The organism is Halomonas borealis (assembly GCF_004798905.1).
Classification (GTDB): Bacteria; Pseudomonadota; Gammaproteobacteria; order Pseudomonadales; family Halomonadaceae; genus Halomonas; species Halomonas borealis.
In genome coordinates, this window is record NZ_SDMO01000004.1 from 60,865 (window position 1) to 73,518 (window position 12,654).

At 66.9% G+C, this 12,654-nt stretch carries 11 protein-coding genes; 4 read left to right on the plus strand and 7 right to left on the minus strand.

Going from position 1 to position 12,654, the window contains the following annotated elements:
• Positions 1-43 precede the first annotated feature (43 nt).
• Together ETC07_RS05800 and ETC07_RS05805 are read right to left on the minus strand one after the other, a co-directional pair.
• Entirely contained in the window at positions 44-1,243 is a 1,200-nt protein-coding gene (locus ETC07_RS05800; protein WP_136247562.1) for an MFS transporter, read from the minus strand.
• A gap of 112 nt (positions 1,244-1,355) precedes the next feature.
• Complete coding sequence (locus ETC07_RS05805) at positions 1,356-2,543, minus strand: acetyl-CoA C-acyltransferase (protein WP_136247563.1); 1,188 nt, start codon at positions 2,541-2,543, stop codon at positions 1,356-1,358.
• A 132-nt stretch (positions 2,544-2,675) separates the two neighbouring features.
• Between ETC07_RS05805 and ETC07_RS05810 the strand changes: the two genes are divergently transcribed.
• The 3 genes from ETC07_RS05810 to ETC07_RS05820 all read left to right on the plus strand — a co-directional run bounded on the left by ETC07_RS05810 (position 2,676) and on the right by ETC07_RS05820 (position 5,946).
• The gene (locus tag ETC07_RS05810; protein ID WP_136247564.1) at positions 2,676-3,245 is read left to right on the plus strand and encodes a TetR/AcrR family transcriptional regulator; all 570 of its coding nucleotides are present in this window, start codon (positions 2,676-2,678) and stop codon (positions 3,243-3,245) included.
• Positions 3,246-3,492: 247 nt separating this feature from the next.
• Positions 3,493-5,160, plus strand: coding sequence for an AMP-binding protein (locus ETC07_RS05815; protein WP_136247565.1), 1,668 nt, complete (start codon positions 3,493-3,495; stop codon positions 5,158-5,160).
• Positions 5,161-5,178: 18 nt separating this feature from the next.
• On the plus strand, positions 5,179-5,946 hold the full coding sequence (locus ETC07_RS05820) for an SDR family NAD(P)-dependent oxidoreductase (protein ID WP_136247566.1): 768 nt from the start codon (positions 5,179-5,181) through the stop codon (positions 5,944-5,946).
• A 76-nt stretch (positions 5,947-6,022) separates the two neighbouring features.
• On the opposite strand, the gene ETC07_RS05825 is transcribed toward ETC07_RS05820, so the two are convergent.
• The 5 genes from ETC07_RS05825 to ETC07_RS05845 form a co-directional block, all read right to left on the minus strand.
• Positions 6,023-6,817, minus strand: coding sequence for an SDR family NAD(P)-dependent oxidoreductase (locus tag ETC07_RS05825; RefSeq protein ID WP_136247567.1), 795 nt, complete (start codon positions 6,815-6,817; stop codon positions 6,023-6,025).
• A 150-nt stretch (positions 6,818-6,967) separates the two neighbouring features.
• On the minus strand, positions 6,968-7,276 hold the full coding sequence (locus ETC07_RS05830) for a winged helix-turn-helix domain-containing protein (protein WP_136247568.1): 309 nt from the start codon (positions 7,274-7,276) through the stop codon (positions 6,968-6,970).
• Between the two features lie 81 nt (positions 7,277-7,357).
• On the minus strand, positions 7,358-8,635 hold the full coding sequence (gene bioA / locus ETC07_RS05835; RefSeq protein WP_136247569.1) for an adenosylmethionine--8-amino-7-oxononanoate transaminase: 1,278 nt from the start codon (positions 8,633-8,635) through the stop codon (positions 7,358-7,360).
• 338 nt (positions 8,636-8,973) lie between these two features.
• Entirely contained in the window at positions 8,974-10,149 is a 1,176-nt protein-coding gene (locus ETC07_RS05840; RefSeq protein ID WP_136247570.1) for an MFS transporter, read from the minus strand.
• A gap of 55 nt (positions 10,150-10,204) precedes the next feature.
• Positions 10,205-11,437, minus strand: coding sequence for an MFS transporter (locus tag ETC07_RS05845; protein WP_136247571.1), 1,233 nt, complete (start codon positions 11,435-11,437; stop codon positions 10,205-10,207).
• Positions 11,438-11,563: 126 nt separating this feature from the next.
• Between ETC07_RS05845 and ETC07_RS05850 the strand changes: the two genes are divergently transcribed.
• Entirely contained in the window at positions 11,564-12,478 is a 915-nt protein-coding gene (locus ETC07_RS05850; RefSeq protein ID WP_168709173.1) for a LysR family transcriptional regulator, read from the plus strand.
• The last annotated feature ends 176 nt before the right edge of the window (positions 12,479-12,654 follow it).

The window sequence follows — 12,654 nt, forward strand, 5'->3', positions numbered from 1 at the left end:
ATCGTTTCTGTGACGCAAAAGCGATGGCGACGCGGGCCGAGGGTCAGGTCGTCGCGTCGTGGGGCGAGCGGCGGCGTAGGCACCAGAGGCCCAGCAAAGGGCCTGGCAACAGCCACCAGACCGCCCATGGGCCCTGCGCGGCCCACAGCGTGGTGGTCAACCAGATGCCGGGCAGCGTCAGGCTGAAGCCGATGGCGTTCATCACCGCCAGGGTCGAGCCGATGTGGTCGCGTGGCGCATTGGCGGCGGCCAGGGCGGAGAGCTGGGGCGAGTCGGCGATCACGCTCAGCCCCCACGGCGCCAGCAGCGCCAGCAAGAACTCGGGCCGGGCCTCGGCCAGCAGCGGATAGGCGAGACAGATCAGCCCCGAGACGGCGAGCGCACTACGGGCGATCGGCAGGCTGCCCAGGCGCAGGCTCAGCCGTCCGCCGAGCACGCAGCCCAGCGTGCCTAGCGCGATGACCGCGAAGGAGAACCACGGCACCAGCGCCGGCGAGGCCGAGAGCCGGGTGATCTCGCGGCTCACCAGGAACGGCGTCAGGGTCCACATCGCGTAGAGCTCCCAGCAGTGGCCGAAATAGCCGCCGGCCACGGCCCGGAAACGGGCGTCGCGCAGCGCGGCGAGCCCCTCGCGAAGCCTCGCCCGGCCGCCGGGAGGCGGCAGATGCGGGCCATCGCCCAGCGCCGCCACCAGGGCGCCGCCGACCAGCGCCAGCCCCGAGGCGCCGAGCAGCGGCCATTGCCAGGGGTGTCCCAGGGTGGCGCCGCGTAGCAGGTGGGGCAGGGCGGTGCCCAGCGTCAGCATCCCCACCAGCCAGGCCAGCGCCGCGCCGGTATGCTTGGGCGTCCAGCCGATCACCAGCTTCATGCCCAGCGGGTAGATGCCGGCCAGGCACAGGCCGGTGGCGAAGCGCAGCAGCAGCGCGAGCGTCGGCTGCGAGGCGGCCAGCACGAAACCGGCGTTGATCACAGCGCCGGCGAGGCTCGCCGCGGCGAACAGCCGGCTGGCGCGGAAGCGATCGGTGAGGCCACTGGCGGCCAGCCCCAGGGCGCCGAGGATGAAGCCGGCCTGGACGGCCAGCGTCAGGCGGCCCAGGTCGGCGTCGGTGAGCCCCAGGTCGGTGGCCAGCGACAGCCCCACGCCGTTGACGCTGAACCACAGCGAGGTGCCGAACAGCTGGGCGAGTACGATGATCGCCAGCGGATGGCGGGGGGCGGAACGGCGTGACAGGGCGAAGGGCATGCGCTCGGCGAACTCCTGGAAGACCGCGGCCGGTGGCCGCCGGGGAAGGCCATGGTATCGATGTCGGTGACGCCCATCGATGGCCGAAGGGCGAGCCGTGCCCGTGTCGCCGTCAGTCGCTTACCTCGACGGCCACCGCCGTGGCCTCGCCACCGCCGATGCACAGGCTGGCGATGCCGCGTCGGCCACCGGTGGTGCGCAGGGCATGAATCAGCGTGGCGATGATCCGCGAGCCGGTGGAGCCGATGGGATGGCCCTGGGCGCAGGCGCCGCCGAACACGTTGACCTTGTCGTGGGGCAGGCCGAGGTCGTCCATGGCGATCAAGGTGACCACCGCGAAGGCCTCGTTGATCTCGAACAGGTCGACATCGTCGACGCCCCACCCGAGGCGTGACATCAGCTTGTCGATGGCGCCTACCGGGGCGAGGGTGAATTCGCTGGGATGCCGCGAGTGGGTGCTGTGGCCGAGCACGCGGGCGATCGGGCTGGCGCCGGCCTTGTCGGCCGCGGCCCGGCTGGCCAGCAGCAACGCCGAGGCGCCATCGGAGATGGAACTCGAATTGGCCGCGGTGATGGTGCCGTCCTTGGCGAAGGCCGGGCGCAGCGAGCGGACCCTGTCGAGCTTCGCCTGGAAGGGCTGTTCGTCGTGTTCGATCACGCTTTCGCCGTGGCGGTCGGAGAGGGTGACCGGGGCCATCTCGGCGGCCAGGTGGCCGGCGTTGGTGGCCGCCATGGCGCGCTCCAGCGAGGCGATGGCGAAGTCGTCCAGGCGCTCGCGGGAATAGCCGCGGTCGGTGGCGATCTGCTGGGCGAAGCCGCCCATCAGCTGGCCGGTCTCGGCGTCTTCCAGGCCATCCAGGAACATGTGGTCCTTGAGCTCGGCGTGGCCCAGCCGGTAGCCCGTCCGTGATGCCGGCAGCAGATGGGGCGCGTTGGACATCGACTCCATGCCGCCGGCCAGCATCAGCTCGCCCGAACCGGCGCGGATCAGGTCATGGGCCAGCATGGTGGCCTTCATGCCGGAGCCGCACAGCTTGTTGATGGTGGTGGCGCCGACGGCATCCGTGATACCGGCCTGGCGCATGGCCTGGCGCGCCGGACCCTGCTTGACGCCGGCGGGCAGCACGCAGCCCATGAGCCCCTCGTCGATGCTGTCGGCCGCGATGCCGGCGCGCTCGATGGCCGCGCGGATCGCGGTGGCGGCGAGCGCCGGGGCGGAGAGGGCGGAAAGGCCGCCCTGCAGGCCGCCCATGGGCGTGCGAGCGGCGGAAAGAACGACGATGTCTCGTGAATCACTCATGGCGTGGCTCTCAGTATGGATTGTTGGATAGGGAGCGTGATGAGGGCCGGCGAGCGCGCGTTGACCCGCCGATGAGGCTATGGTTTTCTCGATATAACCAAGCAAGCGCTAGTGTGAATACGGATGAATGTAATGAATGACTCTCCGCGCCGCAAGGAGCTCACCCGCCAGGCCGCTCGACTGTTCGTGCGTGAAGGCTTCGATCGCACCACGGTCCGCATGCTGGCCGAGGAAATGGGCATCAAGTCGGGGAGTCTCTTCCACCATTTCCGCGACAAGCAGGAGATCCTGGCCGCGGTGATCGAGGCGGGCACGCGCAACGCCATCGCCATCGCCCATGACGCCCTCGAGACATGCGACCGCGACCCCGAGGCGAGGTTGCATGCCATGGCGCGAGCCCACCTGGAGACCCTGCTGACCGATCGCAACGCCCATGTGGTGGCGCTCTATGAATGGCGCCGCCTGGACGACGAGGCGCGCGCCCATCTCGCCCACCTGCGCGATGCTTACGAGGCACTGTGGGAGGCCGTCATCGATGAGGCCCTGGCCGCCGGCCTGATTCACGGCGACCGTTTTCTGGTCTCACGCTTCGTGATGGGCGCGCTGAACTGGACGGTGCGCTGGTACGACCCGGCGGGAGCGCGCTCCCCCGACGAGCTGGCCGGCGAACTCATCGGCATGCTGATGGCGCCGCGCGGCTGAAGCGTCGCGCCCGCCGCATGACGGGCGCGACCATCGTCTAGTCGCGGGCAAGGCTCGCCCGCTTGCCCCGGCAAGGGTAAACCTCTAGCTTGGTTCGGGTGTGATGCATGGTTGACGTTTACGTTAACGGAATAAAGCAAGGTCTTGCCATCACCGCAGGCACCACAGAGCGATCACGTACAACAACAAGCATCGCGGGGCGTCCGGCGTCAGAGCCTTCGGAGCCGCCCGGCGTGGAGGACTCACCATGAGCATCTCAGCGACGCGTTCCGATCTTTCGGCCTATCTCGAGCGTTTCTCGGTCGACACCGTGACCGCCCGGCTCGATGACCACGACGATGGGCGGCTCAATGCCTTCGAGGCCTGCTGCGGCCGTCACCTGCGCGAGGGGCGTGGCGAGGAGGCGGCGCTGGTGCATGAAGGCCTCGATGGCCGGATCACACACCTGAGCTATGCCGAGCTGGCGGCGGCCAGCGAGCGGCTCGCCGGCTGGTTCGCCAGCCAGGGCCTGGGTGAAGGCGATCGCATCGCCGGCATGTTGCCGCGTACGCCGTCATTGTTGATCGCGATATTGGCGGCCTGGCGCATCGGCGCGGTCTATCAGCCGCTGTTCACCGCCTTCGGCACGGACTCGGTCGGCTATCGCCTGGAGCGTGCCGCGACGCGGCTGCTCATCACCGATGCCACCAATCGCGCCAAGTTCGATGGCCTGGCCGGATGCCCGCCGGTGCTTGCCGTGGGTGGCCCCGATGCCGAGCATGGCGACGACCTGGATTGGGCGGCCGCGCTGGAACATGCGCCCATCGCCACCCCGCCGCCGCGCCAAGCGCCGGAGGCGCCCTTCCTGCAGATGTTCACCTCCGGCACGGTGGGCAAGCCCAAGGGTGTGGCCGTGCCGCTGTCGGCACTGCCGGCCTTCGCCCTCTACATGGAACTGGCCGTGGGCCTCGAGCCCCAGGATCGCTTCTGGAACATGGCCGATCCGGGCTGGGCCTACGGGCTCTACTACGCCATCGCCGGCCCGCTGCTGCTGGGTGCTACCACCCACTTCTGTGAGGCCGGCTTCAGCGCCGAGGTGGCGCGAGATTTCCTGCGCCGCCATCGCATCACCAACTTCGCCGCCGCGCCCACCGCCTACCGGCTGATGAAGGCGTCGGGGTTATTCGATGAGGCCCATGTCGGCCTCGACCTGCGGCGGGCGAGCTCGGCGGGCGAGCCACTCAACACCGAGGTGGTGAGCTGGGTAGAGCAGGCGCTGGGCTGTCCGGTGATGGATCACTACGGCCAGACCGAGACCGGCATGACCTGCTGCAATCACCATGCCCTCGAGCATCCGCGGCCGGTCGGCGGCATGGGCGCGCCATTGCCCGGATACCGGCTGGCGATCCTCGACGCCGAATACCGCGAGCTGCCAGCGGGCGAGCCCGGCGTGCTGGCGGTGGATGTCGCCCGTTCCCCGGCGCACTTCTTCACCGGCTATACCTGGCAGGAGAAGGATCCCTTCGTCGCGGGTTATTACCTGACCGGCGACGTGGTGGTCGGCCACGAGGACGGCACCTTCCAGTTCGCCGGTCGCGATGACGACATCATCACCACCGCCGGCTATCGGGTGGGGCCCACCGATGTGGAGAACTCGGTGTTGACGCATCCCGCCGTGGCGGAATCGGCCGCCGTCGGCCAGCCCGACGCGTTGCGCGGCGAGATCATTCGCGCCTACGTGGTGCTGCGTGACGATGCCGAGCCCAGCGAGTCGTTGGCCGACGAGATTCGCCGGCAGGTGCGCGAACGGCTCTCGACACACGCCTTCCCCCGGGAGATCGAGTTCGTCGATACCCTGCCCAAGACCCCCAGTGGCAAGATCCAGCGCTTCAAGCTGCGCGAGGATGCCGCCGACAAGGCGGCGATTGCCCCTTAACATCGTGGAGACGCCATCATGCAAGTGAAGGACAACACCTTTTTGATCACCGGCGCCGCCTCCGGGCTGGGCGCGGTGACCGCCGAACGACTGGTCGCGGCGGGTGGCCGCGTGGCGCTGTGCGACCTGAGCGAGGCCGTGGATGAGCTGGCCGAGCGGCTCGGCACGGCGGCCATCGCGGTGCGCGGCGACGTGACCTCCGAGGCCGACATCCAGGCCGCGGTGGATGCCGCGGTGGCCCATGGAGGGGAGCGTGGCCTGGCCGGGGTCGTGCACTGTGCGGGCGTGGTCAGCGTGGCCAAGCTGCTCGATCGCGAGGGCCGGCCCGCCGATCTGGACGGCTATGCGCGGACTCAGCAGATCAACCTGGTGGGCACCTTCAATGTCATGCGGCTGGCGGCGGCGGCCATGGCGGCCAATGCGCCGGGTGAGGATGGCGAGCGCGGGGTGATCGTCAACACCGCCTCGGTGGCGGCCTTCGACGGCCAGGTGGGGCAGTGCGCCTACAGCGCCTCCAAGGCCGGGGTGGCGAGCATGAGCCTACCGGCGGCGCGAGAATTGTCGCGCCACGGCATCCGGGTGATGGCCATCGCCCCGGGGGTCTTCGAGACACCGATGATGGAGGATCTTCCCGAGGCCGCGGTAGAGGCCCTCTCGGCGGCGGTGCCGTTTCCCAAGCGGCTGGGCCGGCCCGACGAATACGCCCGATTGGCCGAGCAGATCATCACCAATCCCATGCTCAATGGCGAGGTGATTCGCCTGGACGGTGGCATCCGCATGCAGTGACGGCGGGCCGGCCTGAGGGCCCCAGCGAGGCCGCCCCCAGGCGTGTGCCATGGGGGTGGCATGCCGCAGAGCGGCGTCAGGCGATGCTGTCGACCACCCCGCCATCGACGCGCAGGGCCGCGCCGCTGGTGGCCGAGGCCTGTGGCGAGGCGGTGTAGACGACCAGGTTGGCCACCTCCTCGACGCTGGCCGCGCGCTGGATGACCGAGCTTGGCCGCTGGTCCATCACGAAATCCCGGGCGATCTCGTCTATCGATTTACCGCTGTCCTGTTGCTGTTCGGCGAGCATGCTCTGCACGCCCTCGGAAAGCGTCGGCCCCGGCAGCACCGCGTTGACAGTGACGCCGGTGCCGGCCAGGCGCTTGGCCAGTCCGCGCGACAACGACAGGTAGGCGGTCTTGGTCACGCCATAATGAATCATGTCGTCGGGGATATTCAGCGCCGATTCCGACGACAAGAACTGGATGCGGCCCCAGCCGCGTTCGACCATGCCGCTCGAGTAGGCCCGCGAGAGGCGTACGCCGGACATCACGTTGACATCGAAGAAGCGCTGCCATTCGTCGTCGGGCGTCTCGAAGAAGTCCTGCGGGCCGAAGATGCCGACGTTGTTGATCAGGATATCGGCCTCGGGCTCGGCGGCCAGCAGCGCGTCGCAGCCCTCGGCGTCGCCGAGGTCCGCGGCCACGCCGCGGGCCTCGGCCTTCGGCACCTGCTGGTGCAGGCGTTCCAGTGCGGCGTCGACGGCGGCCTGCCGGCGGCCGTTGAGCACCACGCTGGCACCGCTGTCGGCCAGCCCCTTGGCGATGGCGAAGCCGATGCCCCCGGTGGAACCGGTCACGATGGCGGTCTTGCCGGTCAGATCGATCTGCATGAGCGTCTCCGGATGATGGTTGTGAAGGTGACTTTCATAGCACCCTAACAAATATCACGTGTCCGGAAAAACATAGGTCGTGGGGCGGGGCCACGATGCGCTCGCCGGTGCCGCAAGCATCGTGGCGGCCCTCGAGGAGCCCGACGGGCCTCATGCGTCCGGCAGTGGGGGATAGCCCAGGGCCTCGCGCAGCCGTTCGGCGTGCCGCGCCACCCAGTCCGGATCGATGGGGCCCCAGTCGCGAATGACGTAGTGGCCGATGTTGTGGCGTTGGCCGGCTTCGGGCTCGAACTCGCAGTGGATATCGAGCTCGGCCAGGGCGCTGATGGTGTCCTGGGCCGTACGCCGCGGCATGCCGGTGGCCCGGGTGATCGCCGGGACGCTGGCGGTGCCGGTGCCGATCAGCTGGGCCACGTAGAGACGCCGATAGAAACTGGTCTGGGTCTTGCTCAGGCTCATGGGAGGGGTGTCCGTGACGATTTTCCTCAGGCTGACACGCCGCTGCGGCGAGTGCCAGCCCGAGGCCGGCCATGGCGGGAATTACCCCGCCTGGGAGCGGAACCAACCCTTCATGGCATCGGTGATGCGGCGCATGTCGTCGTGGGAGGTGATGTAGGCGGGCATGGTATACAACCAGCGACCGAAGGCGCGCAGCCACACGCCCTGGGTGCGGGCGAAGTCGGCCGCACCCTCGAGCGAGTCGGCATCGTGCACCTCGATCACCGCGGTGGCGCCGAGCACGCGCACGTCGGCGACGTGCGGATGCTCGGCGAGGCCCGCGTCGTCCAGCAGCTCCTCGCGCAGCACGCCGTTCAATGCCTCGATGCGACCCAGGTAGTCGTCTTCCTCGAAGACCGCCAGGCTCTCCAGCGCCACGCGGCAGGCCAGCGGGTTGCCCATGAAGGTGGGGCCGTGCATGAAGGCATGCAGCTCGCTGTCACCGATGAAGGCGTCGTGCACGCGGTCGGTGGCGAGCGTCGCGGCATGGCCCAGATAGCCGCCGGTCAGCCCCTTGGAGAGCACCATGATGTCCGGCGTGACCGCGGCGTGGTCGGCGGCGAACATCTTGCCGGTGCGGCCGAAGCCGGTGGCGACCTCGTCGAAGATCAGCAGCACGTCGAACTCGTCGCATAGCTCGCGGGCGCCACGCAGGTAGTGTGGCGAGACCATGTTGAGCCCGCCGGCCGCTTGCAGCAGCGGTTCCATCAGCAGCGCGCCGATCTCCTCATGATGCGCCTCCAGGACGTCGCGCAGGGCGTCGAGATCGGGTTGGACATCCTCCCGGCTCGCCGCGAAGCCGGCGGCAGGCGCGGGGGCGAAGTGGTGCCGGGGCAGGAAGCCCGCGAACAGCGAATGCATGCCTTCCTCGGGGTCGCATACCGCCATGCAGCCGGCGGTATCGCCATGGTAGGCCTTCATCAGCGTCAGCATGCGGTGCTTGGCCGGCTTGCCGCGCAGGTAGTGATACTGCACGGCCATCTTCATGGCCACCTCCATGCCCACCGAGCCGCTGTCGGAGAAGAACACATGGTTCAGCCCCTCGGGCGTGATACGCACCAGCTCGCGGGCCAGGCTGTCGGCGGGCTCATGGGTCAGCCCGCCGAGCATCACGTGGCACAGCTCATCGGCCTGGCGCTGAATCGCCTCGACCAGCCGAGGATGGCGATAGCCGTGGATCATGCACCACCAGGAGCAGGTGGCGTCGAGCAGCGACTCGCCGCTCTCCAGGGTGAAACGCGGGCCGTCACCACCGACCACCTTGGGGGGCGGAGTCTGGGTCTTGAGGTGGGCGTAGGGGTGCCAGACGGGGGACGTCATCGGGCCTCCAGGATCAATCATGGATGGCACCGCCAGTGTGCACGAGTGCGGGCGGTCGAAGGGCTTATACCCTACATGTAAACCGTTAGTCTATAAAGGTGTTTACTGTGGTGAGGTAAGGTTCCACTCGAGACAAGAAGCGTGCCGACGGTCGATTGAGCGGGATCCGGTCATTAGCACCAAAACCCCCAAAGGTGGGATGGGTGTCCAGCTTTGGGGGGAGTTTATTTACTGTAAGAGAGGACGACCAATGGATGCATTAGATCGTTGCTACGCTGTTCTGGCTGGGCTTAGCTGTAGTCCTGTGGTCGGTAACGTAACCAGTAGTGGCAGTTCGCTCAGGAGTGCCGTGGCAGCAGCGACTGGCGTTCGCGGCAGCAAATCCATAGATAAATCAGCGTACAAACACTCCCCGTCACCGCCATGACGCCAAACACCAGCTCAGCCTGTCCGGGCAAGAACTCGAGCAGCGAGGTCAGGAACTGGCCCGAGAAGATGGCCATGGAAAGGTAGGCAAGATGGCGGCCACGAAGCGCCACGGGGGTCCGTTCCACGGTCATGTGGTTAACCAGCGGAATCGATAACCCGAAACCGATGCCGGAAAACAACGCGCCGAGACTCATGATCACAACGGAATGGGCCAGGGCGAAGATCAGCAGGCTGACCGTGAAGCTGGCAAAGGCCAGTGACAAGGTGATGCTCTCGCCGACCCGGCCTACCACGCGCGGCATCATCATGGCAGCCATGACCGCGATCAGCGAGATGGCGGCCAAAAAGAAGCCAATACCACTCTCGCCCATGCCCATGCCGGATAAGCTCATCGGCAGCAACACGATGGTGGTGAAGAACAGCATCATCGCGGCGACGGCGGTCAGGTATATCCGGGCCATGCCTGAAACCGTGGCGCTATCCGTCGCAGCCACCGCTTCCTCGTCCGCTGGCGTGTGGCGGGGTACCCATGCCCACAGCATCAGCAGCATCAGCCAGGCCAGCAGATAGATGGCAAAGGGCCAGTACCAGCCGATGGTCGCCAGGACGCCGGCGAGCATGAGGAACAGCACGCCACCCAGCTCAATGGCCATGCCCTGGCGGGCGAGCATCTTCAGGCGTTCCCGGCCGTGATGCCAGTGCGAGATCAGGCTGGTGCCGGCGACCATGATTAGCGCGGTGGCGCCACCTAGTAGTATCCGGTCGGCGAATACCAGCAGCGGGCCTCTCAGGAAGGCCCCCGCCATGCCCAGCAGACCATAACTGGCCAGCCCGATCTGCAGGGCAGGATAGGCGCCGATACGGTCGATCAGCCGCCCCATCAGCGGCGCAAAAAGAATCACGCCCAGCGCCGGCAGGGTGATCAGCCAGCTGGCGTAGTCACTGACATCGAGGGCCGTCGCAATCACGGCCAGGCCCGGCGCGATCGCCGTGCCCACCATGATGGTCAGGCAGGCTACCGCCAGCAGGGTAAAGCGTCCCCGCGAGGAAAGTGCCGCCGTTGCGGGCGCAGAGGTGCTCGTCATCGGTAAGTCCTTTGGCTATGAGCGCCGGCCCCGCTGGTGAAGGGGACCGGCTGGTTCAGGCGGCTTGCGGTGCGCGGCTCGGATCGGCCCGGCGCATGGCAACGTGCAGCAGCAGCGCCCCCGCCGACAGCGCGACGCATAGTGTCATCACGCCCGGCCAGCCGTAGGCGGTCATCAGCTTGACCCCCGCGGCGGAGCCGATGGCCGCGCCGAGGTAATAGAACAGCATATACACGGCGTTGAGACGGCTCTGGGCCGACGGCTCGATAGCGAAGACCCGCACCTGATTGGGGACCTGGGCGGCGAACACGCCGAGGTCGATCAGCACGATGCCCAGCACCAGGCCCACCAGGGAGTACTGGAAGCCCCACAGCATCAGGGTGCCGGTCAGCAGTACCAGCAGCGCCAGGCCCATGGTCCGCCAGGTGCCAAGCGATGCCACCCAACGACCGGACGCCTTGGCCCCGACAATGCCGGCCATGCCCGCGAGACCGAACATGCCTGCTTGCTGGAGGTTGAGCCCGAGCGGGGCGCTGGTCAGATGCAGGGATAGACTGGCCCAGACGGCATTGAAGGCGGCGAACCACAGCGCACCGGTCAGCGCCGAGACCCTCAGCAGGGCATGTCGGCGAAAGAGCGTCACCATGGAACCGATCAGCGCGAGATAGCCCATGCCGGAAGCCCGTGCGTTTTCCCTCGGCAACAGCCGCCACAGCAGAAGGCCCCACACCAGCGCGGCGGCAGCGGCCATCCAGAACACGAAACGCCAGCCAAGGTGCTCGGCGATCCCGCCGCTGAGCACCCGCGACAGCAGGATGCCCAGCGTCAAGCCGCTCATCAGGGTGCCCAGTACTCGACCTCGTTGCTGTGATGATGACAGGGACGCGGCGAGTGGAATCAGCTGCTGGGTGATATTGGCCCCCAGACCCATCAGGAAAGTGCCCAGTACCAGCACCACGCCGTGACCGGCACTCGCCTGCATCACCAGGGCGCCCGTCAACAGTCCGGAGAGCAGAGCAATCAGTTGGCGACGTGGCATCACATCGCCCAGTGGCGAGATCAGCAGAATCGCCGCGGCATAACCCACCTGAGTGGCAAAGGGCACCAGGCCTAGTAGCGTGTCGCTCAGCGCCAGCCCATCGCGCATCGCCGGCAACAAGGGTTGGTAGTAGTACAGGTTGGCCGCTGTGAAGGCGACCGCCGCTGCCATCATCAGCAGCAGAAAAGAGGACGGTGCCTCTGGTCCGCTGGTTGGCGTTGGCGCCTCATCGGTATGAGTCGATGACATGGGTAAGTCTCCGTGACGTTACTCGTGGTGTGAGCAGTGCGGAGACTCTAGGGCGTTCTGTTTGATAACAGAAATGTTTATATGGTATTTGATTTATACTTAATTTGTATGAATTGGGAAGGCACCATGGAGCTCAAGACCCTCAGGACCTTTGTTGCCGTGGCGGAGCTGCGCAACTTCTCGGCCGCCGCCCGCCGCCTGCATACGGTTCAGCCGGCCATCAGTCGCCAGATTGCCGAGCTGGAAGAGGAACTGGGCGTGCCGTTGCTGTGGCGCAGTACCCGCGAAGTGAGAGTGACGGCCACCGGTGAGGTTCTGCTGGAGGATGCCCGTCGTATGCTGGCGCTTGAGGTGGAGGCCCGTGAGCGGGTAACGCGCGCCGCCAGCGGCCATACCGGCCAGCTACGTATCGGCTATATGAGCTCGGCCACCGCACGTTTTCTGCCAACTCTGCTCCAGCAGTTCAGTGCCCGTTATCCTGATGTGCATCTGGAGCTTTTCGAAATGACGGCCCAGCAGCAGCTGGAAGCCTTCGCGCGTCAGGAAATCGATCTGGGGTTTTCTCGCCCGCTGCCCGAACCTGAAACTCTGGGGCTTGAGCGCCTGTCGCTGTATCAGGATCGCCTGATGGCCGTGCTGCCCCGGTCGCACCCCTTGGCCGGGCTCCAACGGCTGTCGCTAAAGGCGCTGGCCCAGGAAGCGTTCGTGTTGTTTGAGCGCGGTCAGGCCAGCGGCCTGTTCGACATGATCATCAGTGCTTGTGGTGAAGCAGGCTATTCGCCCCGCGTAATACGCCAGCCGGCCCAGATGCAGACCTTGATCAGTCTGGTCGCCAGCGGCCTGGGCGTGGCCATCGCACCGGCCTGTATTCGTTTTTTGCAGAGCGAAGGGTGTGTCTTTATCCCGCTTCACTTAGCACCGCCGCCCATTGCACTGGAGCTTCACTACTCTCGGGACCCGCTGAGACCGACCGTCGACGCCTTTCTCAAGGAGGCCCGTCAGATGCAGGTTGGGATCAAGGCACTGATGGAGCTCGAATAATCGAGGGTAGCCGGGCATTGCGTACTGATTGTCCCCGGCACTTTTCTGATGCCCGATGATGACCCGATCTGAGTTTAGATGACCTGCCAGGTGGTCCAAAGGGTGGGGGCCGCTTCACCACGAGCTGGCTTGCGACGTCGCCGTCAGCATTTGGCAAGTTGCCCCGGCTGTTCCTG